The 25,578-nt window shown below is 32.1% G+C and carries 26 protein-coding genes; 22 read left to right on the top strand and 4 right to left on the bottom strand.

The features are described from left to right. Positions 1-36 precede the first annotated feature (36 nt). The gene (locus tag ABXT55_RS06950; RefSeq protein ID WP_415284582.1) at positions 37-600 is read left to right on the top strand and encodes a hypothetical protein; all 564 of its coding nucleotides are present in this window, start codon (positions 37-39) and stop codon (positions 598-600) included. Here ABXT55_RS06950 and ftsY read toward each other — a convergent pair. Next, entirely contained in the window at positions 593-1,510 is a 918-nt protein-coding gene (gene ftsY, locus ABXT55_RS06945; protein ID WP_415284581.1) for a signal recognition particle-docking protein FtsY, read from the bottom strand. The two genes, ABXT55_RS06950 and ftsY, sit on opposite strands and share 8 nt — an antisense overlap. Then, positions 1,510-2,334 carry a diaminopimelate epimerase gene (dapF, locus tag ABXT55_RS06940; RefSeq protein ID WP_415284580.1) on the bottom strand — a complete coding sequence of 275 codons (825 nt, stop codon included), beginning with the start codon at positions 2,332-2,334 and terminating at the stop codon, positions 1,510-1,512. The genes ftsY and dapF overlap by 1 nt, the downstream gene beginning before the upstream one ends. 159 nt (positions 2,335-2,493) lie before the next feature. Here dapF and ffh point away from each other — a divergent pair, with 159 nt between their 5' ends. The 16 genes from ffh to ABXT55_RS06860 are packed head-to-tail and all read left to right on the top strand — an operon-like array spanning position 2,494 to position 18,315. Continuing rightward, the gene (gene ffh / locus ABXT55_RS06935) at positions 2,494-3,852 is read left to right on the top strand and encodes a signal recognition particle protein (RefSeq protein ID WP_415284579.1); all 1,359 of its coding nucleotides are present in this window, start codon (positions 2,494-2,496) and stop codon (positions 3,850-3,852) included. A gap of 14 nt (positions 3,853-3,866) precedes the next feature. Continuing rightward, the gene (gene rpsP / locus ABXT55_RS06930) at positions 3,867-4,379 is read left to right on the top strand and encodes a 30S ribosomal protein S16 (RefSeq protein ID WP_415284578.1); all 513 of its coding nucleotides are present in this window, start codon (positions 3,867-3,869) and stop codon (positions 4,377-4,379) included. 8 nt (positions 4,380-4,387) lie between these two features. After that, complete coding sequence (gene trmD, locus ABXT55_RS06925) at positions 4,388-5,074, top strand: tRNA (guanosine(37)-N1)-methyltransferase TrmD (protein ID WP_415284577.1); 687 nt, start codon at positions 4,388-4,390, stop codon at positions 5,072-5,074. 16 nt (positions 5,075-5,090) lie between these two features. After that, positions 5,091-5,615: a 50S ribosomal protein L19 gene (gene rplS / locus ABXT55_RS06920; protein ID WP_415284576.1), complete on the top strand. Its 525-nt coding sequence runs from the start codon at positions 5,091-5,093 to the stop codon at positions 5,613-5,615. Positions 5,616-5,626: 11 nt separating this feature from the next. Then, a complete protein-coding gene (leuC, locus tag ABXT55_RS06915; RefSeq protein ID WP_415284575.1) occupies positions 5,627-7,030 on the top strand; it encodes a 3-isopropylmalate dehydratase large subunit in 1,404 nt (467 codons plus the stop codon). A gap of 1 nt (position 7,031) precedes the next feature. Next, the gene (gene leuD / locus ABXT55_RS06910; protein ID WP_415285459.1) at positions 7,032-7,643 is read left to right on the top strand and encodes a 3-isopropylmalate dehydratase small subunit; all 612 of its coding nucleotides are present in this window, start codon (positions 7,032-7,034) and stop codon (positions 7,641-7,643) included. After that, positions 7,630-8,736, top strand: a complete 1,107-nt coding sequence (gene leuB, locus ABXT55_RS06905; protein WP_415284574.1) for a 3-isopropylmalate dehydrogenase — start codon at positions 7,630-7,632, stop codon at positions 8,734-8,736. The genes leuD and leuB overlap by 14 nt, the downstream gene beginning before the upstream one ends. 26 nt (positions 8,737-8,762) lie before the next feature. Then, positions 8,763-10,526 (top strand): acyl-CoA dehydrogenase family protein, encoded by a 1,764-nt coding sequence (locus ABXT55_RS06900; RefSeq protein WP_415284573.1) that lies wholly within the window; start codon positions 8,763-8,765, stop codon positions 10,524-10,526. A 1-nt stretch (position 10,527) separates the two neighbouring features. Beyond that, positions 10,528-12,156, top strand: coding sequence for a long-chain-fatty-acid--CoA ligase (locus ABXT55_RS06895; protein ID WP_415284572.1), 1,629 nt, complete (start codon positions 10,528-10,530; stop codon positions 12,154-12,156). After that, entirely contained in the window at positions 12,153-12,926 is a 774-nt protein-coding gene (locus ABXT55_RS06890) for an alpha/beta fold hydrolase (RefSeq protein WP_415284571.1), read from the top strand. The genes ABXT55_RS06895 and ABXT55_RS06890 overlap by 4 nt, the downstream gene beginning before the upstream one ends. Then, positions 12,926-14,035 (top strand): dimethylsulfoniopropionate demethylase, encoded by a 1,110-nt coding sequence (locus tag ABXT55_RS06885; RefSeq protein WP_415284570.1) that lies wholly within the window; start codon positions 12,926-12,928, stop codon positions 14,033-14,035. The genes ABXT55_RS06890 and ABXT55_RS06885 overlap by 1 nt, the downstream gene beginning before the upstream one ends. Before the next feature lie 20 nt (positions 14,036-14,055). Then, positions 14,056-15,063: an aspartate-semialdehyde dehydrogenase gene (locus ABXT55_RS06880; protein WP_415284569.1), complete on the top strand. Its 1,008-nt coding sequence runs from the start codon at positions 14,056-14,058 to the stop codon at positions 15,061-15,063. Beyond that, positions 15,053-15,436, top strand: coding sequence for a succinate dehydrogenase, cytochrome b556 subunit (gene sdhC, locus ABXT55_RS06875; RefSeq protein WP_415271730.1), 384 nt, complete (start codon positions 15,053-15,055; stop codon positions 15,434-15,436). Before ABXT55_RS06880 ends, sdhC begins: the two co-directional genes overlap by 11 nt. Before the next feature lies 1 nt (position 15,437). Next, a complete protein-coding gene (gene sdhD / locus ABXT55_RS06870; protein ID WP_415271729.1) occupies positions 15,438-15,767 on the top strand; it encodes a succinate dehydrogenase, hydrophobic membrane anchor protein in 330 nt (109 codons plus the stop codon). Then, complete coding sequence (gene sdhA, locus ABXT55_RS06865) at positions 15,764-17,536, top strand: succinate dehydrogenase flavoprotein subunit (RefSeq protein ID WP_415271728.1); 1,773 nt, start codon at positions 15,764-15,766, stop codon at positions 17,534-17,536. The genes sdhD and sdhA overlap by 4 nt, the downstream gene beginning before the upstream one ends. Then, on the top strand, positions 17,536-18,315 hold the full coding sequence (locus ABXT55_RS06860) for a succinate dehydrogenase iron-sulfur subunit (RefSeq protein WP_415284568.1): 780 nt from the start codon (positions 17,536-17,538) through the stop codon (positions 18,313-18,315). The genes sdhA and ABXT55_RS06860 overlap by 1 nt, the downstream gene beginning before the upstream one ends. On the opposite strand, the gene ABXT55_RS06855 is transcribed toward ABXT55_RS06860, so the two are convergent. Further along, complete coding sequence (locus ABXT55_RS06855; protein WP_415271726.1) at positions 18,305-19,066, bottom strand: IclR family transcriptional regulator; 762 nt, start codon at positions 19,064-19,066, stop codon at positions 18,305-18,307. The two genes, ABXT55_RS06860 and ABXT55_RS06855, sit on opposite strands and share 11 nt — an antisense overlap. Before the next feature lie 27 nt (positions 19,067-19,093). Further along, positions 19,094-20,587 (bottom strand): CoA-acylating methylmalonate-semialdehyde dehydrogenase, encoded by a 1,494-nt coding sequence (locus tag ABXT55_RS06850; RefSeq protein WP_415271725.1) that lies wholly within the window; start codon positions 20,585-20,587, stop codon positions 19,094-19,096. A 152-nt stretch (positions 20,588-20,739) separates the two neighbouring features. On the opposite strand from ABXT55_RS06850, the gene ABXT55_RS06845 reads away from it, so the two are divergent. The 5 genes from ABXT55_RS06845 (at position 20,740) to ABXT55_RS06825 (ending at position 25,561) form a co-directional block, all read left to right on the top strand. Beyond that, the gene (locus ABXT55_RS06845; RefSeq protein WP_415284567.1) at positions 20,740-21,942 is read left to right on the top strand and encodes an iron-containing alcohol dehydrogenase; all 1,203 of its coding nucleotides are present in this window, start codon (positions 20,740-20,742) and stop codon (positions 21,940-21,942) included. A gap of 61 nt (positions 21,943-22,003) precedes the next feature. After that, the gene (locus ABXT55_RS06840; RefSeq protein WP_415284566.1) at positions 22,004-23,083 is read left to right on the top strand and encodes a TRAP transporter substrate-binding protein; all 1,080 of its coding nucleotides are present in this window, start codon (positions 22,004-22,006) and stop codon (positions 23,081-23,083) included. A gap of 84 nt (positions 23,084-23,167) precedes the next feature. Further along, on the top strand, positions 23,168-23,737 hold the full coding sequence (locus tag ABXT55_RS06835; RefSeq protein ID WP_415271722.1) for a TRAP transporter small permease subunit: 570 nt from the start codon (positions 23,168-23,170) through the stop codon (positions 23,735-23,737). Beyond that, a complete protein-coding gene (locus tag ABXT55_RS06830; RefSeq protein ID WP_415284565.1) occupies positions 23,738-25,099 on the top strand; it encodes a TRAP transporter large permease in 1,362 nt (453 codons plus the stop codon). An 18-nt stretch (positions 25,100-25,117) separates the two neighbouring features. Continuing rightward, the gene (locus tag ABXT55_RS06825; RefSeq protein WP_415284564.1) at positions 25,118-25,561 is read left to right on the top strand and encodes a hypothetical protein; all 444 of its coding nucleotides are present in this window, start codon (positions 25,118-25,120) and stop codon (positions 25,559-25,561) included. The last annotated feature ends 17 nt before the right edge of the window (positions 25,562-25,578 follow it).

The raw sequence follows: 25,578 nt of genomic DNA, 5'->3' as shown, positions 1-25,578 counted from the left end.
CAAATAATTTACAAATTTCATTTCTATAAATAGATATTGAAAAAATTTATTATAACATCATTTTACTTAATCTTTATCGTAAGTTCAGTAATTGCAGAAAATACAGAATCTTCAGCAAATAATCTCTTTCACATAGGACAAATGAATTCACATAATAAAAATTTTGCTCTTTTTTTTAAAACTAGAGATAAAGCTATTTTAGCAAGAGGCGAAGATTATAATTATGTTACAGATTTTCCTCAGGATTTATATATCTATAATTATAAAACCAAAATTTCATCACCATTAATTTCATACGAATGGTTTCCTTCACAGGCAAAACACCTCTTAGAAGGTTATGATTATCCAGTTTTTCCAGAGGACTTTGCTTATTATTTATTAAAAGATAACAACACTTTAGTCATGATTAGTGCAATTAAAAATATAAGAAAAAATTTCAAATTTGATATTGCTAATAAAAAATTAAATTCATACCCATCAAATGGTAAGTTTGATTTTATAATTTCATCAATTGCAAAAAATTGTGGACATTCAGATCTTAAGGAAAATTATAAATGTAACTACTACAAGCCTTTAATTTCTAATAATCTAATTAATTAATTTGAATAAATGCTTCAGCAAATTTTTCTGCATTAAAAATTTGTAAATCATCTTCTTTTTCACCAAGTCCAAGAGCGATTATGGGAAGCTTATATTTTGTAGCAAGTGCTAATAAAATTCCTCCTTTTGCAGTACCATCTAATTTTGTCATTATCAAACCAGTAAGGGGTATAATTTTGTTAAATTCTTCCACTTGATTGATTACATTTTGGCCAGAGGTTGCGTCAAGCACTAGGATTACATCGTGAGGAGCATTTGGATCTATCTTTTTAGTCACATTGGCAATTTTTTTATATTCTTCCATTAAATTTTTTTTATTTTGTAATCTCCCAGCTGTATCAATTAAAACATGATTAAAATCATCCTTTAATGCTTCTTCAATTGCCTTGTAGGCAACTGATGCGGGGTCAGACCCTTGAGTAGATTTTGTAATTTGTACATCAATTTTATTAGCCCAACTTTCTAATTGTTCTATAGCAGCTGCTCTAAATGTATCGCAGGCAGAAAACATAACTTTGTTACCGTTAGATTTTAAAATTTTACCAACTTTTCCAATAGTAGTTGTTTTTCCAACCCCATTAACTCCCGATATGAGGACTGCATTGAGTTTTTCTTTTTTATTAAAAAAATTCTCATTTTCCAAAGGTTTCATTAAAGTGATTATATAATCTTTTAGAATTAAATTTACTTCATTCAATATATCTTTATTTGGATCTATCTTTTCTTGACCAATAATTTTCTTAATTTCTTCAGCTGCAACAAGACCAACATCTGATTGAATTAAATATTCTTCAATTTGATCTAATGTTTTGTCATCTATTTCTTTTTTAACAATTATATCTCTTAAACCAGATGTAAATGCAGAAGCACTTTTTTTAAAACCAATTTTAAATTTATCAAAAATTCCCATTATAATTTAATGTCAATATTTTTGATATCAGACACAGGTCCTTTCATGTGAATGCTATTTCTTTCATCAATAGAAATTGTTAAATTACCCAACGCAAATGCTATATCTGTAGTTTTTTCAACTAGATTATTAATATTAGCTGCAACAGCAGTTGCACATGCCGCCGTACCACAAGCTTTAGTAAGCCCGGCTCCTCTTTCCCAAACTTTTACTTTTATTAAATTTCTATTCACAACTTTGGCTAGGGTCACATTACATTTTTCTGGAAATAGTGGGTGATTTTCAATTTTTGGACCAATATTTTTTAAGTCAAATGTTTCAATATTATCTACAAAAAAAATTATGTGTGGATTTCCTACGTTTATGGCTTTACCACCAATATGCTTAGTATTATTTCTGTCTACAATTTCAATTTTTAAGTCTTGTGTGTCTAGTTGCTTACTTAAAGGAATCTCTTGCCAATTTAGTTTTGGTATACCCATTTCAGTCTCAACTAAATTATTTCCTAAAATTTTTGACTTTAGAGAGCCAGAAGCCGTTAAGAGGGTTATTTCTTTTTTATTACTTTCTTTTGATAGAAGATCTGCCACACACCTAGTACCATTTCCGCAAGCACCAGATACACTTCCATCTGAATTATAGAATTCTAAATCTGCATCTATTTCTTTATTTTTCTTAATTAGAATGAGCTGATCACATCCAATAAAATTACGATCACATACCTTAACTATTTGATCTTTGTTTAAATTGAAACCCTGGTTTCTTTGATCAATAATTACAAAATCATTACCTAAACCATCCATTTTAAATGCTTTAATATCCATATGTAGATATTTAACTTATTTATTGACTTTTTGAACCTCTATTATAGGTTGATTTCGTTTCCACAAAAACGTTAAATTTGTGGTGTCTTTGGAAACAAAGAGATCAACACTAGTCAGCGATATTCGCCCACTAGTGCGAAACTGCTGTGCGTAATAAATATGTTTGAAAACTTAACAAATAAATTCGAAGAAATTTTTTCTTCTTTAAAAAAAGTAGCTTCACTTGATGAGAATCAAGTAGATGAAGGCTTAAGAGGTATTAGACAGGCTTTATTAGAAGCTGATGTGTCTCTAGATGTAACTAAAGATTTTATAGAAAAAGTTAAGCCAAAGGTTATGGGTCAAGAAATAATTAGATCAACCTCCCCAGGAGATATGGTTGTTAAAATTGTTTATGATGAACTAGTAAGCCTTTTAGGTGAAAGCAACACAGATATTAATTTAAATGCAGTTCCGCCAGTTCCAATGATGCTGGTAGGTCTTCAAGGTTCTGGTAAAACCACTACAACAGCAAAATTAGCCAAATATTTAGAAAAAAATAAAAAGAAAAAAATAATGATGGTCAGTCTTGATGTGTATAGGCCAGCTGCACAAGAACAACTAAGATCGTTAGGAGAGCAAAATGATATTTTAACACTACCTATTATTGAAGGGCAGCTACCAGCAGATATTTGTAGAAGAGCAGTTAGTGCTGCAAACCTAAATGGTGCAGAGATTATATTATTTGATACAGCAGGCAGAACCCAAATAGACCTTCAGATGATGAGTGAGATTAAACAAATAGAAAGTATAATTAACCCAACGGAAGTATTTTTAGTTGCAGATTCTTTAACAGGACAAGTTGCTGCAGAAGTGGCAAAAGAATTTAAGAATACTGTAAATTTGACAGGTATTGTTTTAACAAGAGCTGATGGTGATGCAAGAGGTGGTGCGGCCCTTAGTATGAAATATGTTTCTCAAGTGCCAATTAAGTTTCTAGGGGTAGGAGAAAAAATAGAAAATTTAGAGGTTTTTCACCCAGATAGAATAGCTAATAGAATATTAGGTATGGGAGACATCGTTTCTCTTGTCGAAAAAGCTGCAGAAGATCTTGGTGAAGAGAATATAAAAAAAGCAGAAGAGAATTTAAAAAAAGGACAATTCTCTATGGAAGATTATTTAACACAGCTTAGACAAATGAAAAAAATGGGAGGCATAGAAGGAATTATGTCGTTTATGCCAGGTGTTTCTAAAATGAAATCACAAATGGATGCTTCAGGAATTGATGAAAGCGTTATTACTAAAAATGAAGCAATCATTTTATCTATGACAAAAAAAGAAAGAGGAAATCCTAAAATCATTGATGGTTCTAGGAAAAAAAGAATTGCTAATGGCTCTGGAACAGATGTGGCCACTATCAATAAATTGCTTAAGCAATTTAAAATGATGTCTGAAATGATGAAGAAGATGTCAAAAGGAAACCTGAAGGGTATGTCTGATAAAGGAATACCTCCAGAGCTACTAAATCAACTTAAATAAAAAAAGGAAAAAAAATGATAAAAATAAGACTATCAAGAGGCGGAACAAAGAAAAGACCAGTATACAAAGTAGTTATAGCCGACAGTCGTCGTGCAAGAGATGGAAGATTTATTGAGAAGGTAGGATTCTTTAATCCTCTTTTACCAAAAGATAAAAAAGAAAGAGTAGGACTAGAAGCAGAAAGAATTAAATATTGGTTAGGTCAAGGTGCTCAACCAACTACTAGAGTTGCAAGAATTCTAGGTGAAAATGGTATTATAGCAATGCCTGCAAACGGTAGTAATCCAAATAAAGCTATTCCTAAAAAAGAAAGAAAAAAAGAAGGAGATGAAGCAGCTCCAGCAGCAGCTCCAACTCCAGCAGCAGAAGCTCCAAAGGAAGAAGCTCCTAAAGCAGAAGCAGCTCCAAAGGAAGAAGCTCCTAAAGCAGAAGCAGCTCCAACTCCAGCAGCAGAAGCTCCAAAGGAAGAAGCTCCTAAAGCAGAAGCAGCTCCAAAGGAAGAAGCTCCTAAAGCAGAAGCTAAATAGTTGGATTCATGTGGCAAGCTCAGATATTCACACTCTATCCTGATTTTTTTCCTGGCCCTTTAAATAAAGGGCTATATGGAAAAGCTTTAACAAATAAAATTTGGGATTTAAAAGTTGTAAATATTAGAGAGGTCGCTGAGGATAAACACAAAACAGTAGATGATACTCCTTTTGGAGGTGGATCTGGAATGTTATTGAAAGCTGACATCTTAGCAAAATCTCTTGATGAAAATAAGAAAGAAGGTGAAAGAATTTTTTATTTATCACCAAAAGGAAAAAAGCTTGATCAGAAATTGGCATTAGAACTGTCTAAAGAAAAATCCATTAGTTTAATTTGTGGTCATTTTGAAGGTGTTGATGAAAGATTATTATCTACAAGGAATATAGAAGAACTTAGCATAGGAGATTTTATTTTATCTGGAGGTGAAACTGCAGCATTTGTTGTGTTGGATAGTGTTCTTAGGTTGCTTCCAGGTGTCTTGGGAAATGAACATTCAAAGACTGATGAGAGTTTTGAGAACGGGCTTTTGGAGTACCCCCAATACACAAAACCTCAAATTTGGGAGAAAAAAAGTGTTCCAGAAGTGTTATTATCAGGAGATCACAACAAAATTAAAGACTGGCGTTTATCACAATCAGAGGCTATAACACGCCTCCGAAGACCAGATTTGTGGGTAAAATATAAGAAAAACTAACCTAATAAATACTACTATGAAAACAATTGAAGAAATAAACCAACATAACGTTAAAAAAATACTAGCTGAGAAGAAAATTCCAGATTTTTTTCCAGGAGATATAGTAAAAGTTGGTGTTAGAATTACAGAAGGTAAAAAAGATAGAATTCAATATTTTGAAGGTGTGTGTATTGCTAGAAAAAATAGAGATCTAAACTCTTCTTTTACAGTTAGAAAAATATCATTTGGTGAAGGTGTTGAGAGAACATTCCCACTATATGGAACAGTAATTGATTCAATTACCGTTATAAGACATGGAAAAGTTAGAAGAGCAAAATTATATTACTTAAGAGATAGAACTGGTAAATCAGCTAGAATTGCCGAAAGGATAAGAAAAAAAATTGGTATAGAAGTTGATGTTAAACCAGAAACGGTAACTGAAGAAACTTTAGCACCAGTAGCAGTAGAAGCAGAAAAAAAAGTAGAAGTTCAAGCAAAACCTGAAAAACAACCAGAAGTTCAAGTAGAACCTAAAACAGAAAAATTAGAAGAAAAAAAATAATTTTTTTTTCAATGCCTTTAACTCTTTACGATAAAATTTGGAACGATCACCTAGTAGATCAGCAAGATGATGGCACAGCATTATTATTCGTTGATCGACATTTAGTACATGAAGTTACAAGTCCACAAGCTTTTGAAGGATTAAGAAACTCTAATAGAAAAGTTAGACAACCTGGTTTAACGCTAGCAGTTGCGGATCATAATGTTCCAACTACCGATAGATCTAAAGGAATAGCAGATGTAGAATCTAAAATTCAAGTAGATACCTTAGAAAGTAATTGTAAAGAATTTGGAGTTCAGTATTTAGGAATGAATGATAAGAGACAAGGAATTGTTCATATCATTGGTCCAGAACAAGGTTTTACACAACCTGGAACAGTAATTGTTTGTGGAGACAGTCACACAGCAACACATGGTGCATTTGGTGCTTTGGCATTTGGAATTGGTACTTCCGAAGTAGAACATGTCCTAGCAACACAAACATTGGTTCAAAAAAAAGCAAAGAATTTTAGAATTAATGTTAATGGAAAACTTCCAATTGGTGTTACCTCTAAAGATGTAATCTTACAAATTATAGGAAACATTGGAACTGCAGGAGGAACAGGGTCAGTTATTGAATATGCTGGAAGCCTGATTTCGTCATTAAGCGTAGAGCAACGAATGACAATCTGCAATATGACTATTGAGGGAGGAGCAAGAGCAGGATTAATTGCTCCAGATGAAAAAATATTTGAATATTTAAAAGGTAAACCGATGTCTCCAAAAAATGAAAATTGGGATAAGGCTATGAAATATTGGGAAAGTTTAAAAACTGATGATGGAGCTAAATTTGATAAAGAAATAGATTTAGTAGCAGAAGACATTTTACCTATGATTACCTGGGGAACTTCTCCACAAGATGTAATCACTATAGATGGTAAAGTTCCAAATCCTAAAAATGAACAAGATGAAGACAAAAGGAACTCTTTAGAAAGGTCATTAAATTACATGGGTTTAGAGGCAGATACACTAGCTACAGATATTAAGATTGATAAGGTTTTTATAGGAAGCTGTACGAATGGTAGAATTGAAGATTTAAGAGAAGCTGCTAAAATATTAAAAGATAAGAAGAAAGCATCCCATGTTCATGCAATGGTTGTTCCAGGCTCAGGCTTAGTTAAAGAGCAGGCAGAACAGGAAGGCCTAGATAAAATATTTATAGCCTCAGGTTTTGAATGGAGAGAGCCCGGTTGCTCGATGTGTCTTGCAATGAATGCAGATAAATTAAAACAAGGAGAAAGATGTGCCTCAACTTCAAACAGAAATTTTGAAGGAAGACAGGGTAGAGGTGGAAGAACACATTTAGTCAGTCCTGGAATGGCAGCAGCAGCTGCAATTTCTGGAAACTTAGATGACGTTAGAAAGTATCAAAACTAAAATGCAAAAATTCAACTCACTTACAAGTATCCCAGTATATTTACCAATAGTAAATATTGATACAGATATGATTATTCCAAAACAATTTCTTAAAACAATTAAAAGAACAGGGTTAGGAAAAAACTTATTTTTTGAAATGAGGTATGATGATAATGGAAATGAAATAAAAGATTTTATTTTAAATCAAGAACCTCACAATCAATCAAAAATATTAATTGCAGGAAAAAATTTTGGCTGTGGTTCATCGAGAGAACACGCACCTTGGGCACTTCTAGATTTTGGAATTACGTGTGTAATAAGTTCTAGTTATGCTGATATTTTTTACAGTAATTGTTTTAAAAATGGAATTTTGCCAATTATTTTACCAGAGGAAAAAATAAAAGAATTATCAGAATATTCAAAAAGAAAAGAAGAAATTTCAATAGACCTAAAAAAAGAAAAAATTATTTTTGGAAATAATGAAATTAAGTTTGATATTGACCCTTTTAAAAAAAAATGTTTATTAGAAGGACTTGATGATATCTCGCTGTCATTAGCCAAAAAAGAAAAAATCACAACTTTTGAAGAAAACTTAAAAAATAGTAAACCATGGATATTTAATGATAAAAATTAAAAAAAGAAAAATTTTACTTCTACCTGGGGATGGTATTGGACCTGAGGTTATTCAAGAAGTTAAAAAAATTATTTTATGGTTGAATTCAAATAAATCTCTAGATTTTGAAATTGATCAAGATTTAGCTGGAGGCTGTTCTTACGATAAACACGGAACACCAATTACGGATGAAGTTTTTTATAAAGCTTTAGAAAGCGAATTTGTTATGTTGGGTGCAGTTGGTGGACCAAAATGGGATAACTTAGATTTTTCAAAAAAACCAGAAAGAGCCTTATTGAAATTAAGAAAAGAATTAAAACTATTTGCAAATTTAAGACCTGCAATTTGTTTTGAGCAATTAGTTGATGCCTCAACCCTAAAACCAGAAATTGTATCTGGATTAGACATTATGATAGTTAGAGAATTAACAGGTGGAATTTATTTTGGTGAGCCAAGAGGAATTAAACCAATAGAAAATGGTGAAAGAAAAGGGATTAATACCCATTCATATACAACTAGTGAAATAGTTAGAGTAGCAAAAGTAGCTTTTGATCTAGCAAGAAAGAGATCAAATAAGGTTACCTCTTGTGAAAAGTCGAATGTAATGGAAGCTGGACAACTTTGGAAAGAAGAAGTCCAAGAGCTACACGACAAAGAATATAAAGATGTAGAGTTAAGTCATATGCTTGCTGACAATTGTGCAATGCAATTATTAAAAAACCCAAAGCAATTTGATGTAATTGTTACTGATAATTTATTTGGAGATATGCTTTCAGATCAAGCCTCAATGTTAACTGGGTCTTTAGGTCTACTACCATCCGCTTCGCTTGGAGCAAAGAATAAAGATGGGGAAATGAGAGCAATGTATGAGCCAATTCATGGATCTGCACCAGATATAGCTGGCAAAGAAATTGCAAACCCAATTGCATCAATTTTAAGTTTTGCAATGGCATTAAGATATTCATTAGATTTAGATAGTGAAGCTGATGCTTTAGAAAAAGCTGTGCAAGATGTCTTAAATGATGGTCTTAGAACAAAAGACATTATTTCTGAGGGAAAAAAAGAAGTATCAACATCAGCTATGGGTGATGCGATAATTTCAAAATTGCAATAATTAAATAATTATTCTAAAGTTCTGAAATGCCAAATTATACTGCACCAGTAGAAGACATGATGTTTCTTTTTGATAAATTAAGAAATAATAAAAATTATAATGATCTTGAAAAATACAAAGAAGTTAATTCAGAATTAGTAAAAGATATTTTAGAAGAAGCAGCTAAGATTAATCAAAACTTAATATTACCATTAGCAAAATCAGGTGATGAAAACCCAACAGTTCTAGAGAATGGTGTGGTTAGAACACCGCCTGGCTATAAAGAAGCTTATTCTAAATATATAGAAGATGGCTGGACTTCACTTTCTTGTGATCCAAAATATGGAGGGCAAGGAATGCCAAAAACTGTAAGTGCTTTTTTTGATGAAATGTTATCATCTGCAAGTTTATCATTTAAACTTTATAGTGAGTTAAGTATTGGTGCATATAATTGTATTTCTCATCATGCTACAGATAAAATAAAAGAAAAATACCTTCCAAAAATGGTTGAAGGAAAATGGAGTGGTACGATGTGTCTTACCGAACCAGTTTGTGGAACTGATTTAGGACTTTTAAAAACTAAAGCTATTGAGCAATCTGACGGATCTTTTAAATTAAGTGGACAGAAAATTTTTATTACTTCAGGTGATCAAGACTTAACGGAGAATATTATCCATTTAGTTATTGCAAGAGTAGCTGACTCCCCAGCGGGAACAAAAGGAATAAGTTTATTCTTAGTCCCCAAGTTTGCAGTGAATGAAGATGGATCTATTGGGGCAAGAAATGGAGTTTCCACAGGTTCTATAGAAAGCAAAATGGGAATTAAAGGTTCTGCTACATGTGTATTAAACTTTGATGATGCAACTGGTTATATGATTGGATTAAAGAATAAAGGATTAAATGCAATGTTTACCATGATGAATTTAGAGAGAATTGTTGTAGGAATTCAGGGCTTAGGAATTTCTGAAATAGCCTATCAAAATTCTTTAAGTTACGCGAAAGAAAGGAAACAAGGAAAAACAAATAATACAAAATCAACTAATGGAGCAGATTTTATTATTGAGCATGCTGATATTAGAAAATCTTTGCTTAATATGAAATCTATTATTGAAGGTGAAAGAGCCTTATGTTTTTGGCTGTCTCAACAAACGGAAGTTAGCCTTTATCACCCAGATGAAAAAATAAAGCAGGAAGCATCAGATCTTGTGTCGTTAATGACACCTGTGATTAAAACGATGTTTAGTGATATGGGAATGGAAATAACTAGTGAGGCTATGCAGGTTCATGGTGGTTATGGGTATACAAAAGACCAAGGAATAGAACAACTATATAGAGATAATAGAATCACCCCTATTTATGAAGGAACAAATTCAATTCAAGCAGCAGATTTAGTTTTTAGAAAGTTGGTAAATAAAAATGGTGATATAATTAATAAGTATTTAGAGTTGATTAAGAATGATTGTAGTATTGAAAATGAAAAATTAAAACCTTTCATAAAAGAACTAAAAATACATCTAGAGATCTTATCTACCTTTACTGATTGGATTAAAGAAAAAGTTCAAAACTCAAAAGATGATGCAAGTGCAGCATGCAATGACTATTTAAAAGCATTGGGGTTCGTGTCTATAGCACATGCGTGGATAAAAGTTTTAGAAGTAAGCTTTAAAGATTATGAACAAAACAAAGACTTTTATGAAGATAAAATACAAACTGCAAATTTTTATTTTAAAAGAGTTTTACCAAGAGCCGAAAGTCATTTTAAAACTGCTACATCAGGAAGTGATTATATAATGAATTTTAAATTCAGTTAATATGAGTCATTACAATATAAATTTAGATAAAAATGAAGCTAATTATGTTCCTCTTTCTCCTTTAACGTTTTTAGAAAGAACTAAAGATATATATCCAAATTATGAAGCCTTAATTTATGAAAGTAGGTCGTATACCTGGGGAGAGGTTTATAAAAGATGTGTTAAGTTTGCTAGCGCACTAGATAAATTGGGTGTAAAAACTGGAGATACAGTTTCTATAATGGCTTTCAATACACCAGAAATTTTTGAAGCCCATTATTCAATACCAATGGTAGGAGCAGTAATTAATGCAATAAATACAAGACTAGATCCTAATACAGTAAGTTATATTTTACAGCATAGTGATGCAAAGGTTTTAATTGTAGATAGACAATTTCATGATGTAATTGAGAAGGCTTTAAAGAATGTTAAAAATAAAATTACAATTATTGATATTGACGACCAAGACATAGATACAAGTTCTTTTAAGAAAATAGGAGAACTTGAATATGAAAGTTTTTTAAATACAGGTGATGAAAATTACGAATGGAAAAAACCAAAAGATGAATGGGAAGCGATTTCATTAAGTTACACGTCTGGAACTACTGGAAGCCCAAAAGGAGTAGTTTATCATCACAGAGGCTCATATTTAATGTCAACAGGCAGTGCCACAGCTTGGAATATGCCTAACAAACTAAATTTTTTATGTGTAGTGCCAATGTTTCATTGTAATGGTTGGTGCTATCCTTGGACACTAGCAATGTTACATGCAAGAGTAATTTGTTTAAGAAATATCGATGTAAAAAAGATGTTTGAATTAATCGATAAATATGAAGTAACTCATTTCGGTGGAGCCCCAATAGTATTAAATATGATTGTTAATGCTCCAAAAAAAGATCAAAAAGCTTTAAAAAGAAAAGTAAATGTTTTGACTGCAGGTGCACCACCACCAAGCATCATCTTTGAAAAAATGGAAAACCTTGGCTTTGAAGTGATGCATGTTTATGGATTAACCGAAACTTATGGTCATATGTTACAATGTGCATGGAATGAAGATTGGAATTCTTTAGAAAAAGATAAAAAGAATGAAATCAAAGCAAGGCAAGGTGTAAGATACCCAAACACAGAGGGTGCTATTGTAATGGATCCAGAAACAATGAAGCCAGTGCCCAAAGATGGAAAGACTATGGGTGAAATTATGATTAGAGGAAATATCGTAATGAAAGGTTACTACAAAGATAAAGAAGCAACAGATAGGTCAATGGCAGGTGGATGGTTTCATTCAGGAGATTTAGCTGTGACCCATCCTGATGGATATATAAAAATTCAAGATAGATCTAAAGATATTATTATTTCTGGAGGAGAAAATATTTCTTCAATAGAAATTGAAAATGCAATTGCAAAACACCCTTCAGTTTCTTTAGCAGCTGTAGTTTCTAAGCCAGATGAAAAATGGGGAGAAACACCTTGTGCTTTTGTTGAATTAATTAAAGATAAGCCAGCAACTGAAAAAGAAATAATAGATTTTTGTAGAGAAACATTGGCGGGATTCAAAATTCCTAAAAGCGTTATTTTTTGTGATTTACCAAAAACTTCAACAGGAAAAATCCAAAAATTTGAACTAAGAAAAAAAGTTAAGGAATTAAGTTGATCTTTCAGGTTGACAGTAAGAATGTCTTTGCATCAGATTCAGGTCAAGGTATTGATAAAAAAAAAGCCACAATAGTTTTACTTCACGGAAGTGGTCTTTCACATATTGTTTGGTCTTTAACAGAGCAGTATTTATCAAATCAAAATTATAATGTTTTATCAATTGATTTACCTGGTCATGGAAATTCTGAGGGTGATTGTTTAAAATCAATAGAAGAAATTTCAGATTGGTTAGAAAAAGTTTTTAAAGAACTTAATGTTTCTGATTTAACAATAGTAGGTCATTCTCAAGGGTGTTTGGAAGCATTAGAATATTATTCAAGATATTCAAAAAGAGTTAAAAATTTAATATTTGTTGGTGGCTCTTATAGAATGCCCGTTAATCAAGATTTAATAGATCTTGCTGAGAGTGGAGATGATAAAGCAGTTAAATTAATGATGAAATGGAGCTATGAAAACTCTAAAAAGTTTATTGGAGGTAATCCTGTAGAAAAAATTATTAATTCTCCAAGAGATATTAGGGGGGTTTTAGCCATTGATCTTGTAGCTTGTAATAATTATAAAAACGGATCTGAGGCTTTAAAATCAATCAAGTGTCCTACATTATTTATTTTTGGTGAGCTAGATAAGATGATTAACCTTGAAAAAGGTAAGAAATTTGCAGAACTTATTCCTAATTCAAAAACCCATATAATAAAAGAATGTGGACATATGATTATGTTTGAAAAAGCTTTTGAAATGAGAGAAAAGATCTCTGAATTTTTAAAATAATGAAAAACTTTTCAATAGCAAAATCTAGAAGATTAAGAAGTACTCCTTATACTGCAAGAATAGAGAAACAAGGGGTTACAGCATACACAATTTATAATCATATGCTGTTACCTGCTGCATTTGGATCAATAGAAAATAGCTACAAACATTTAAAAGAGCATGTTCAAGTATGGGATGTTGCTGCAGAAAGACAAGTAGAAATAGCGGGAAAAGACTCTGCGGAGTTAGTGCAATTGATGACATGTAGAGATTTATCAAAATCTAAAATTGGGAGATGTTATTATTGTCCAATAATAGATGAAAATGGAAATTTAGTTAATGATCCAGTTGTTCTAAAGCTGGATGAAAATAGATGGTGGCTATCAATAGCAGACTCGGATGTAATTTTTTTTGCCAAAGGTTTAGCGTCTGGACATAAATTTGATGTTAAAATTGTAGAACCAGTGGTGGATATAATGGCAATACAGGGTCCGAAATCATTTGCATTAATGGAAAAAGTTTTTGGAAAAAAAATTACTGAACTAAAATTCTTTGGATTTGATTATTTCGATTTTGAAGGGACAAAGCATCTTATAGCAAGGTCAGGATGGTCTAAGCAAGGTGGATATGAAGTTTATGTTCAAAATACAGAGTCAGGACAAAAATTATATGACTTTCTTTTTGAAGTTGGAAAAGAATTTAATGTAGGACCTGGGTGTCCAAACTTAATAGAGAGAATTGAGAGTGCATTATTATCTTATGGAAATGATTTTGATAACAATGATAATCCATTTGAATGTGGTTTTGATCAATATGTTAGTTTGGATAGTGATATAAATTTTTTAGGAAAAGATAAATTAAAAGAAGTTAAATCAAAAGGAGCCCAAAAGAAGTTAATGGGTATTAAAATTGATATAAAAGAAATTAGTCTCACAGGATCAAAAAATTTATATGATGAGAAAAATAATATAATTGGTGAATTAAGATCGGCTTGTTACTCACCTCATTTTCAAATGGTAATTGGAATAGCAATGATCCAGAAGTCTCACTGGGAAGTATCTCAAACCGTTAAAATTCAAATAAATGATTACACTTTTGGTGGAAAAGTTTGCGATTTACCCTTCATCTAGTATAAAAGCCTAATAACATCATGAATATAGCAATTGTAGGAGCCACAGGTAATGTTGGAAGAAAAATTCTCCAAGTTCTAGAGAGAAAAAAACTTCCTATAAAGGAGCTATTTTTAGTTGCTTCACCAAGAAGTGCTGGTCAAAAAATAAATTTTAGTGGCAAAGAACATGAGATCTTTAACCTTGAAACATTTGATTTTTCAAAAATTCAAATTACTTTCTTTGCAGCAGGTGGAAAAATTTCAGAACAACATGCTTTAAAAGCAGCAAAGTATTCAATAGTTATAGATAATTCTAGTTTTTTTAGAATGGATCCTGATGTGCCATTAATTGTTCCACAAGTAAATCCAGAAGCAATTAAGAGTATGAAAAAAAATATAATTGCTAACCCTAATTGCTCAACAGCTCAGTTAGTAATTGCTCTTAAACCGTTACATGACTTATTCAATATTGTACGAATAGTTGTTTCGACATATCAGTCTGTTTCAGGTGGTGGCAAAGACCCTATGAATGAACTAATAGAGCAAACTAAATCATCTCTAGAAAATAAAGAAATTAAATCTAGAAATTTTACTAAACAAATAGCTTTTAATGCCATTCCTCAAATCGATGTTTTTGCAGATGATGGCTATACTAAAGAAGAATTAAAAATGACCAACGAAACTAAAAAAATTCTTGGTGACAAAATAGAATTAACAGCAACATGTGTAAGAATTCCAGTTATGGTTTCTCATGCGGAGTCAGTAAATATTCAATTTGAAAAATCATTTTCTTTAGAAAAAGTTAGAGACACTCTTAGTAAAGCAAAGGGCTGTAAAGTTTACGATAAAAGAGAAGATGGAGGATATAGTACTCCAATTGAAGCAGAAGGTAGAGATGAAACTTATATCTCAAGAATAAGAGAAGATAAAACTAACAAGAATTCATTAAACCTATGGATTGTTTCTGATAATTTACTTAGAGGAGCGGCATTGAATGCTGTTGAAATTGCAGAAACTTTAATTAAAAATAATCTTAATGGAAAATAATAATCCTTTATCACCACATATTCAGATCTACAGATGGCACATATCTTCATTAGTATCTATTTCACATAGAATTACAGGAATAATAAATATAGCTGCCATAACAATAATTTGTTTTTGGATTGCATCCTTACTACTAGGTGAAAATAGTTATGAGTTTACCAAGGTATTTTTAAATTCTATTTTAGGAAAATTCATAATTTTAGGTTTAACATGGTCATTTAGTTTCCAGATATTAAGTGAAATAAGACATTTAATTATGGACCTAGGATATGGGTTTGAATTAAAAGTAACAAAGATAACAGGATTAATCGTGATCATTGGCTCATTTTTTTTAACAATTTTAATTTATTTAATTGGAAGGCAATTTATTTAGTATGAATAACGTGACTAAAAAATGGCTATTAATGAGAGTAAGCTCTGTGGTGTTGATACCATTAATGACATGGTTTATTTTAAATTTAGTTTCAGTTTTCAATAAAGATTATGTCGATATTGTTAATTTTTTTTCAAATCAGCCATCTAAAATTTTAGTTTCTTTGTTGTTAGTTTTTGCCTATTTTTTTTCAGCTTTAAGTATTAGTGAGGTATTTGAAGACTATATACAGGATGAAAAAATCAAAAATGTCGCAAACAAAATTTTGAATATATTTGCTATAATAATCCCCTTAATTACAATTATAATAATATTTAATTTAAATACATGAGTTCATATAAAATTATAGATCATGAATACGATGTTATCGTACTTGGCGCAGGAGGCTCAGGTTTAAGAGCTGCTGTTGGTTTAAGTGAAGCTGGTTTAAAGACAGCCTGTATTTCAAAAGTGTTTCCAACAAGAAGTCATACCTCTGCTGCTCAAGGAGGAATTTCTGCATCCTTAGGGAATATGGGCGAAGATGATTGGCGTTGGCATATGTATGATACTGTCAAAGGTGCTGACTGGTTAGGTGACCAAGATAGTATCGAGTATCTTTGTAAAGAAGCTCCAGCAGCTGTTATAGAATTAGAAAAATATGGAGTTCCATTTAGTAGAACTGATGATGGTAAAATTTACCAAAGACCCTTTGGTGGAATGACAAAAAATTATGGTAATGGAATTGTTCAAAGAACATGCGCAGCCGCAGATAGAACTGGACACGCAATACTTCACACCCTTTATGGACAAGCTTTAAAACACAACACTGAATTTTTTATTGAATACTTTGCTCTAGATTTATTAATGAAAGATGGTGAATGTAAAGGTCTTATTGCTTGGAATTTAAATGATGGAACAATTCATAGATTTAGAGCTCATAGTACAATAATTGCAACAGGAGGTTATGGAAAAGCTTATTATTCTGCAACTTCAGCACACACTTGTACTGGAGATGGAAATGCAATGGTTTTAAGAGCAGGTTTACCATTACAAGACATGGAATTTGTACAATTTCACCCGACAGGAATTTATGGACATGGAACTTTAATTTCTGAAGGTGTTAGAGGAGAAGGTGGCTATTTAGTTAATTCAAAAGGTGAAAGATTTATGGAGCGTTATGCACCAAAAGCTAAAGACTTAGCATCTAGAGATGTAGTAAGTAGATCAATGTCAATTGAGATTAATGAAGGAAGAGGTGTGGGTAAAGAACAGGATCATGTTCACTTACACTTAAGTCATTTAGACAAAAGTATTATTGAAAGTAGACTTCCAGGAATAACGGAAGCAGCAAGATTATTTGCAAATGTTGATGTAACTAAAGAGCCAATACCAGTAGTGCCCACTGTTCATTACAATATGGGAGGTATCCCAACAAACTATAAAGCTGAAGTATTAACAGGAAACGATTCTGAAACAGTTCCAGGATTAATGGCAATTGGTGAGGCTGCCTGCGTTTCTGTTCATGGAGCGAATAGATTGGGGTCTAATTCTTTAATTGACCTAGTTGTATTTGGAAGAGCCGCAGCTAGAAGAGCTGCAGAACTTGTAAAACCAGGAACTCCACACGAGGATATAGGAGAGACTGAAACAGAAAAATGCTTAGAAAGATTTGATAAATTAAGAAACTCTAATGGTGAAAACAATACTGCAGAACTTAGACTTTCAATGCAGAAAACTATGCAATCAAAGTGTGCTGTTTTTAGAACAGAAAAAACACTTAAAGAGGGTGTTGATGATATTAGAAAAGCATACGATGGAATGGAATCAATTTCTGTAAAAGATAAGTCACTTGTTTTTAACACCGATTTAGTGGAAACATTGGAGTTTGATAATTTGATAAGACAAGCAATTACAACAGTGGATTCTGCTTATAATAGACAAGAGAGCAGAGGTGCACATGCAAGAGAAGATTTCCCAAAAAGAGATGATGAAAAATTTATGCAACACACTATAGCTTGGTGTAATGGAAAAGATTCAAAAATTGGCTATAGACCAGTTACTAAATCGACTTTAACAAATGAAGTTCAATACTTTCCACCACAAGAAAGAGTTTACTAGTGGTTCAAATAAATTTACCTAAAAATTCAGAAGTTCAAAAAGGTATCTATTATCAAGATAAAACTGGATCAAAAAATATCAGAAAAATAAATGTTTATAGATGGGATCCCTCAAATGGAGAAAACCCAAGAGAGGACACTTATGAAGTAGATATGGATAACTGTCCTTCAAAAGTATTAGATATTTTAAATAAGATTAAAAACGAAATTGACCCATCATTGGCTTATCGGAGATCTTGTGCACATGGTGTTTGTGGATCTTGTGCAATGAATATGGATGGTAAAAATGGTTTAGCATGTACAAAGCCTCACTCAGAAATTGAAGGAGATATAAATATTTATCCATTACCTCATTTAAAAGTTAAAAAAGATTTAATTGGGGACTTAAGTGGATTGTATAAACAATACGAATCAATTGAGCCATGGCTAAAAACGAATACAAAAGTTGAAACTACAGAAATTATTCAATCTCAAAAAGATAGAAAAAAATTAGATGGTGCATATGAATGTATCATGTGTGCATGTTGTTCCACTTCTTGTCCAAGCTATTGGTGGAATGAGGATAAATTTTTAGGTCCTGCAGTTTTGCTTCAAGCTTATAGGTGGATAGTAGATAGTAGAGACGATGAAAGAAAAGAAAGATTAAAAAAAGTAGCTGATGAACTTAAGCTGTATAGATGTCATACTATTATGAATTGTACAAATTCTTGTCCAAAAGGATTAAATCCAGCAAAAGCCATAGCTGAATTAAAAAAAATGTTAGTTACAGCTAATATTTAAATAAAGCCTTTTTTAAATTTGCTGCAGCAGACAGCATTAAAGGTAGAATCTTTTTTAAACCATCAATATTTTTTCGACTTTTTGCTGTATGAGTGGAAAGACAAAAACATAGTTCATTATTAGCATTTGTTATAGGCAAGGATAGGCCTACCATTCCATTAAACCATTCCTCATCATCAAATGAATAACCTTGTTTTTTTATTTTATTCAATTCTTTTTTAAATTGAGAAATTTCTGTAATTGTATTTTTCGCAGACGCAGGAGTTTTAATATTTCTAAAAATTTCTAATGCATCGTCTTTTTTAATAGATGAAAGATAGAGCTTTCCTGATGCAGAAGCGTGCAAGGGTAGATGGTCTCCTGCTTCTAGATTTAGTTGCATTGGCCAATGGAACTCAATTCTGTCAAAATATACAAGCTTAGTTCCAATTGGTACAGACAAACTAACTGTTTCTTTTATATCCGTTGTAAGCTTTCTTAAATATGATCTCCTAAGAGTAAAATTTGGTTCATAGGGAAGACTTTTTAAGATTATTTTTCTAATTTTTGGTCCAGGAATATATTTTTTTGAACTACTTGCTATCAAAAACCTTTCATCACATAAAGTCTCTATGTGTCGATAAACAGTTGCTAAAGGAATATCTAATTTATGAGATATTTTTTTGGCAGTAAAGTTATCTGGGTCTATTAAAATTTCTTCTAAAATATTTAATATTCGCCTAGGCGAAGTTCTATTATTTCTTTCGTTCACAATTCTTGAATTTTTTTTAACTAAAAATTATGATAAGACAGGAATTGTAAACTCAGGACCACTATTGTCTTCAGACCATGTTACAGTTGCAGTCTTCAATTTAGTATAGAATCTTATTCCTTCAGGACCATGCATTGCATGATCTCCAAATAATGATCGTTTCCAACCCCCAAAGCTATGGTAAGCAACGGGTACTGGGATAGGAACGTTTACTCCTATCATTCCAATTTGTGCATTTTCAGTAAAGTGTTTTGCTATCATTCCACTTTTTGTAAATACTGCAGCACCATTTCCTAATTCATGACCATTAACTAATTTTAAAGCATCTTCGTATGTATCTGTTGTCATCATACTTAATACTGGACCAAAAATTTCTTCTTTGTAAATTTTCATATCTGGTTTGACATTTTCAAAGATAGTTGGGCCTACAAAGTAACCATTTTCATAACCTTGAAGCTTCATATTTCTTCCATCAGCAAGTAATTTTGCTCCTTCTTTTTCACCCGCATCTATATACCCTAAGACTTTTTCATAGTGAGCTTTATTATTTAGTGGTCCAAAATCACTTTTTTCATCTGTGTATGGTCCAACATTTAATTTTAAAGTTTCTTCTAATAGTTTAGTTTTTAATTTTTCAGCTGTTTTTTCACCCACACATACCGCAACTGAAATAGCCATACATCTTTCACCCGCAGATCCAAAAGCTGAACCTATAAGGGCATCAGCTGTTTTATCAACATCTGCATCAGGCATAACAACCATATGGTTTTTGGCACCACCAAGCGCTTGTACTCTTTTGTTATTTTTTGTTCCTGTATGATAAACATATTCTGCAATAGGAGTTGAACCTACAAAACTAATTGCTTTAACATCTTTACTTTCTAACAAAGTATCAACAGATTCTTTATCACCATTTACAACATTTAAAACGCCAGGCGGCATACCAGCTTCAATTGCTAGTTCTGCAAGTCTCATTGGACAGCTTGGGTCTTTTTCGGAAGGCTTTAATATAAAAGTATTTCCACATGCTATAGAAACTGGGTACATCCACATGGGAACCATAGCTGGAAAATTAAATGGAGTAATACCAGCACAAACACCAAGTGGTTGACGTAAATTATATGAGTCAACGTTTGTACCAACGTTTGCCGAATGATCTCCTTTTAAAGAATCGGTAATACCAGTAGCATATTCAACAACTTCAATTCCTCTTTGAATAGAACCTTTGGCGTCAGGAATGGTTTTTCCATGTTCTTTAGAAACCATTACAGCTATTTCTTCCATATTTTTAACTAATAAATCTTTATATTTTGATAAAATTCTTGATCTGTTTATGGGAGTAGTTTTTGACCATTTTATAAAAGCCTTAGCAGAACTTTCAATAGCCATCTCAACAGTAGCTTTACTTGCTAACTCAACTTCTGCTATCTGTTCACCAATTGCTGGGTTAAGAATCGGACCGGTTCTAGATTCACTATCGCTATATATTTTTCCGTCTATAAAATGACTTATTTTTTTCATGAAACTCCTTTTATATTATATACGAAAGTTACACCAACCTTTTTTTCTTTGCAATCTCTTATTTCTTAAATGAGAAAAATATTATCATTTAAAGATTTTGAACTATTGACTCTTAAAATTACATAGGTTTAGATTGCAACTTAACCAATTAGATGGAAAGAGAGAGAGACCGTTTGATTAAAAGAGAAAATGTACGTGTTTGTATTCCGAGGTATCTGCAAATTGGAAAAGGTAGTTTAAACGAACTACCTGAGATTATAAAGATTCTAGGATCTATTAAATCATTATTAATTGTAACCGACAAACAAATGGTAGCATTTGGTTATGTTAAAATGTTGCAGGAGGTTCTAAGTAAAGCAGGATTAAAGTCAGATGTATTTGATGACACTGTTCCTGACCCAACTGACACTGTAGTCTTACAGGGTATTAAATTTTTAGAAAAATGTAAAAATGATGCGGTAATCGGCTTTGGTGGAGGAAGTCCAATGGATACGGCAAAAGCAATAGCTGCAATGGCTAAATTTAGTAAAAATATTCAAGACTATAAGCCACCATCAATGTTTGATAAAAAAGGTTTACCAATAATTGCTATACCAACTACAGCTGGAACAGGATCAGAAGTGACACATCATGCAGTAATTATTGATTCAAATAATAACGAAAAAATTTCGTGTAGAGGAGAGGGGTTTGTTCCAATTGTTGCAATAGTTGATTATGATTTAACATTATCAAAACCTAGAAGGTTAACTATTGATAGTGCAATCGATACTTTAACACATGGTATAGAAGCTTATGTTAGTAAAAAAGCTACATTATTTTCAGATAGAATGGCTCTAGATACAATAAGACTTGTTATGAAAAATATTTATGCAGTTGATAAGAACCCTAAAGACTTAAAAGCCAGAGAAGGATTAATGTTAGCAGCAACATTAGGGGGCTTGGCATTTTCTAATGCATCTATATGTTTGGTTCATGGAATGAGTAGACCACTCGGAAGTAATTTTAAAGTTCCACATGGTTTAAGCAATGCAATGTTGTTACCAACAATAACTGAATTTTCAATTGAACATGCAAAAAGTCGTTATGCTGACTGTAGTAGAGCTGGAGAATTTGCTTTACCACAGGACAATGATGATGTTGCTTGTAATAAATTAATTAAAGGACTTTATAAAATTAATAAAGATTTTGAAGTTCCATCAATGAAAAATTTTGGAATAAATCAAAAAAATTTTGAGGAAGAGTTAGAAAATATGGCAACTGATGCAGAAAATTCAGGAGCTCCAAACCTCAATCCAAGAGTGCCTTCTGTAAATGAGATGGTTGATCTTTACGGACAAGCATGGAGAGTATCTTAATATGAGTTGGAGATACTTTTCTTTAAGAACAAACAACTTAAAAAACAACAGAGAGGGAAATATGAAAAATAATAAATCAAAATCGCTAATAAATTCTTTTATTGGTGTTTTTGCTGTATTTGCTTTAATGATGACTTTTTCATTTCAGCAAGTTAGTGCAGCAGAAAAAATCAGATGGAAAGTACAGTCTACTTTCAACACTGGTTGGCCAGCACTTGGAGATCCGATTGCTCGTTTAGCAGACACTTTAGACAAAGCTACAGATGGTAGAATTAAATTAAAGGTTTATGAGCCTGGAAAAATTCTTCCACCATTAGAAATTTCGCCTTCAATTAGTAAAGGTGATTTACCTGCAGCTTACAACTATATGGCTTATGACCAAGGAAGAATTCCAGCAGCTGTTTTATTTGCAGCGGTACCGTTTGGAATGGAGCCATGGGAATATGCTGCATGGTGGTTTGAAGGAGAAGGTTCAAAATTAGCAAATGATATTTATAATAAACAAAATATCAAAGTTTTGTTATGTAGTACAATTGGGCCCGAAACTGCTGGTTGGTATAGAAATCCAATTACAAGTCTAGATGATCTCAAAGGTTTAAAAATTCGTTTCTCAGGTTTAGGAGGAATGGTTTTAAATGAAATAGGAGCATCTGCAACATTGATGGCTGGTGGTGAAATTTTTGCTGCTCTAGAAAAAGGAACTCTAGATGCAACAGAATATTCAATGCCTGCAATTGATGAAGTACTTGGTTTTCACAAGATTACTAAGTTCAACCTATTTCCAGGTTGGCACCAAGTATCAACATCTACTCACTTCATGGTCAATTTAGACCTATGGAAAAAAATAGGTCCAGCTGACCAAGCATTGTTTGAGATGGCTTGTACAGCAGCGGCTATGAGAGCAATAACAACTGGTGAATTTTTACAAGGAAAGCAAATTGCAAGCTTCCCTTCTAAAGGTGTAACAGCTGCTAGATTGCCTGATAGCGTATTGAGAGAACTTCAAAAAGTTAGTGCAAAAGTTATGGCAGAACAGTCTGCTAAAGATGCTGACTTTAAAAAAGTTTGGAACTCTCAACAAGCATTCATGAAAGAGTATGATGTTTGGCAAAAATGGGGTTATTTACCTAGAAACTTTTAGTATTTAATACTTTAAAAGTTTATAATAAAGTTAAAAAGCAGTCGGTTTACCGGCTGCTTTTCTTTTTAATTAAAACAGATTTTTATGGCAAATGATTTCACAAAAATTCAAAATAGCTTAGATAAAAAACTTCAGCTAAAACATCTTCCAATTACAAGAAAGATAGATGGGTTTATAAATAGTGTAGGCGAAATATTTAATTGGATATGGGTTGTTTTAGTTGCTGTAATTATTCTTAATGTAATCCTTAGATATGTATTTAAGAGTGGGATGATCGAGTTAGAAGAATTACAGTGGCACCTTTATGCTGTAGGTTGGCTAGTTGGCCTGTCATCTACTTACGTAGTAGACTTACATGTTAGAGTAGATGTTTTGACAGATAGTATGGCTTACAAAAGAAGACTTTGGTTTGAGTTTTTTGGAATTCTTCTATTGTTTTTACCATTCATTATTTTAGTGCTTATTTACTCAGTTCCATTTTTTGAACTATCATGGGAAACAAGTGAAAGATCTACTTCTGCAAATGGATTACCTGCAAGATGGCTTGTAAAAGGTTTTCTAGTATTTAGTTTCTTTTTATTATTATTAGCTGGCTTATCAAGAATAACTAGGGTTCTAGCAACTATTCGATCAGGGTTTGAAAAAATAAAATAGATGGAATTAATTTCAGAATATTACATGTCAATATTGCTCTTTTTGAGCTTCATAACTCTAATTTTTATTGGATTCCCAGTTGCGTGGACAATGGGAGGCCTAGCGGTATTATTTACTTTAATTGCAATGTTATCTGATACTTATTTAGACACTTTTTTTGGAGTTGATTGGAAATTTTCTTCGATGGTAGTTTATAGATTATACGGAGTTATGGCAAACTGGGTACTAGTTGCCCTTCCGATGTTTATCTTTATGGGAATAATGATGGATAAATCTGGAATAGCAGAAGACCTCATGACAGACTTAGCAAAATTATTTGGTCGTATGAGAGGTGGACTAGCAATAGCAGTTGTTTTTATTGGAGTGTTATTAGCAGCATCAACAGGAATCATTGGAGCATCCGTTGTTTTACTTACAATTTTAGGAGTTCCTTTAATGTTAAAAAATAATTACAGCCCAGACCTTGCATGTGGAGTTGTTTGTGCAACGGGTACACTTGGAATTTTAATACCTCCTAGCATCATGCTAGTGATTATGGGTGATCAAGTGAGAATTTCTGTAGGTGATTTATTTATGGGAGCAGTATTTCCTGGTTTGATGCTTGGATTATTATATACAGTTTTTATTATTACCTATGCATACTTAAAACCAAAAGTTGCTCCAGCACCAAAAAATGCAAAACCTGTTTCTTTAGATATTATTTTAAGAGTATTCAAATCAATTATACCACCAGCTTTATTAATAATAGCAGTTTTAGGAAGTATTTTTATGGGTATAGCAACCCCTACAGAAGCGTCAGGGGTGGGTGCGCTAGGGGCATCTATTTTAGCTCTAATAAGAGGAAGACTTTCTTTAAAGGATTTAAAAAGTGTAATTAGAAAAACTACTCATACAACATCATATATATTTGCATTATTTGTGGGAGCAACAATGTTTGCTTTAGTTTTAAGAGGATTGGGTGGAGATGAATTGATAGAAGGCGCTTTAAAAGGATTGCCTTATGGTCCAAATGGAGTTGTGATAGTTGTGTTGTGTATCGCCTTTATACTAGGTTTCTTTTTAGACTGGATAGAGATTACATTAATTTTATTACCTTTTTTAGCCCCAGTTATGGTTGATCTTGGTGTTGATATGGTGTGGTTTATAGTTATGTTTGCAGTTGTTCTACAAACTTCTTTTATAACTCCACCAGTTGGCTTTGCTTTATTTTATATGAAGGGTGTAGCCCCTCAAGGAATAACAATACAAAACATCTATAGAGGAATAATTCCATTTGTTATTTTACAAGCAGTAGCAGTTGCAATAGTTTTTAACTTTCCCCAAATCGTTACATGGCTTCCAAAAGTAGCCTATGGTCCATAAAGATTTAATGTATAATTTATGAAAAAGACAATTTTTTTAATTACAATATTATCTTTAGTAAGCTCTTTTACTCTTGCTAGTGCAAATTCTAATACTTCTTTAAAAGATTATTTAGATAAAAAAGATATAGAAAATGCCACAACACAAATTTACTTATTGAATAGATGCGGTGCAATTTATGCTTATGCATCTGGCATTATTTTAAAGACAGATGCTCTAAGCTCTAAAAATTTTATTGAGATATCAAATAGTCTTTTATTTAAGTCGATAGAATTAATGGTCATCGATGAAGAAAAAAAATTAGAAGAAGCTCAAAAAAAAGCTGAAGAAAATAGAAAAGAGTTATTCAATAATTATATAACTGATGGTAAAAAAAATTGGGAAAAAAATAAATCACATTTTAAAGGGTCATATATCTCTGATGACATGGCTATCTGCTCTCAACTCACTGAAGATAAATAGATAATAATTTAAAATTC

Source organism: Candidatus Pelagibacter sp. Uisw_130, from assembly GCF_047722505.1.
Classification (GTDB): Bacteria; Pseudomonadota; Alphaproteobacteria; order Pelagibacterales; family Pelagibacteraceae; genus Pelagibacter.
The sequence above is the reverse complement of the archived record's forward strand: the minus strand, read 5'-3'. Positions and strand labels throughout refer to the sequence as shown.

Excerpts from the sequence above, each read along its gene's own strand:
- ftsY (WP_415284581.1), bottom strand. The coding sequence starts at position 1,510 with ATGGGAATTTTTGATAAATTTAAAATTGGTTTTAAAAAAAGTGCTTCT.
- dapF (WP_415284580.1), bottom strand. The coding sequence starts at position 2,334 with ATGGATATTAAAGCATTTAAAATGGATGGTTTAGGTAATGATTTTGTA.
- ffh (WP_415284579.1), top strand. The coding sequence starts at position 2,494 with ATGTTTGAAAACTTAACAAATAAATTCGAAGAAATTTTTTCTTCTTTA.
- rpsP (WP_415284578.1), top strand. The coding sequence starts at position 3,867 with ATGATAAAAATAAGACTATCAAGAGGCGGAACAAAGAAAAGACCAGTA.
- trmD (WP_415284577.1), top strand. The coding sequence starts at position 4,388 with ATGTGGCAAGCTCAGATATTCACACTCTATCCTGATTTTTTTCCTGGC.
- rplS (WP_415284576.1), top strand. The coding sequence starts at position 5,091 with ATGAAAACAATTGAAGAAATAAACCAACATAACGTTAAAAAAATACTA.
- leuC (WP_415284575.1), top strand. The coding sequence starts at position 5,627 with ATGCCTTTAACTCTTTACGATAAAATTTGGAACGATCACCTAGTAGAT.
- leuD (WP_415285459.1), top strand. The coding sequence starts at position 7,032 with ATGCAAAAATTCAACTCACTTACAAGTATCCCAGTATATTTACCAATA.
- leuB (WP_415284574.1), top strand. The coding sequence starts at position 7,630 with ATGATAAAAATTAAAAAAAGAAAAATTTTACTTCTACCTGGGGATGGT.
- ABXT55_RS06900 (WP_415284573.1), top strand. The coding sequence starts at position 8,763 with ATGCCAAATTATACTGCACCAGTAGAAGACATGATGTTTCTTTTTGAT.
- ABXT55_RS06895 (WP_415284572.1), top strand. The coding sequence starts at position 10,528 with ATGAGTCATTACAATATAAATTTAGATAAAAATGAAGCTAATTATGTT.
- ABXT55_RS06885 (WP_415284570.1), top strand. The coding sequence starts at position 12,926 with ATGAAAAACTTTTCAATAGCAAAATCTAGAAGATTAAGAAGTACTCCT.
- ABXT55_RS06880 (WP_415284569.1), top strand. The coding sequence starts at position 14,056 with ATGAATATAGCAATTGTAGGAGCCACAGGTAATGTTGGAAGAAAAATT.
- sdhC (WP_415271730.1), top strand. The coding sequence starts at position 15,053 with ATGGAAAATAATAATCCTTTATCACCACATATTCAGATCTACAGATGG.
- sdhD (WP_415271729.1), top strand. The coding sequence starts at position 15,438 with ATGAATAACGTGACTAAAAAATGGCTATTAATGAGAGTAAGCTCTGTG.
- sdhA (WP_415271728.1), top strand. The coding sequence starts at position 15,764 with ATGAGTTCATATAAAATTATAGATCATGAATACGATGTTATCGTACTT.
- ABXT55_RS06850 (WP_415271725.1), bottom strand. The coding sequence starts at position 20,587 with ATGAAAAAAATAAGTCATTTTATAGACGGAAAAATATATAGCGATAGT.
- ABXT55_RS06845 (WP_415284567.1), top strand. The coding sequence starts at position 20,740 with ATGGAAAGAGAGAGAGACCGTTTGATTAAAAGAGAAAATGTACGTGTT.
- ABXT55_RS06840 (WP_415284566.1), top strand. The coding sequence starts at position 22,004 with ATGAAAAATAATAAATCAAAATCGCTAATAAATTCTTTTATTGGTGTT.
- ABXT55_RS06835 (WP_415271722.1), top strand. The coding sequence starts at position 23,168 with ATGGCAAATGATTTCACAAAAATTCAAAATAGCTTAGATAAAAAACTT.
- ABXT55_RS06830 (WP_415284565.1), top strand. The coding sequence starts at position 23,738 with ATGGAATTAATTTCAGAATATTACATGTCAATATTGCTCTTTTTGAGC.
- ABXT55_RS06825 (WP_415284564.1), top strand. The coding sequence starts at position 25,118 with ATGAAAAAGACAATTTTTTTAATTACAATATTATCTTTAGTAAGCTCT.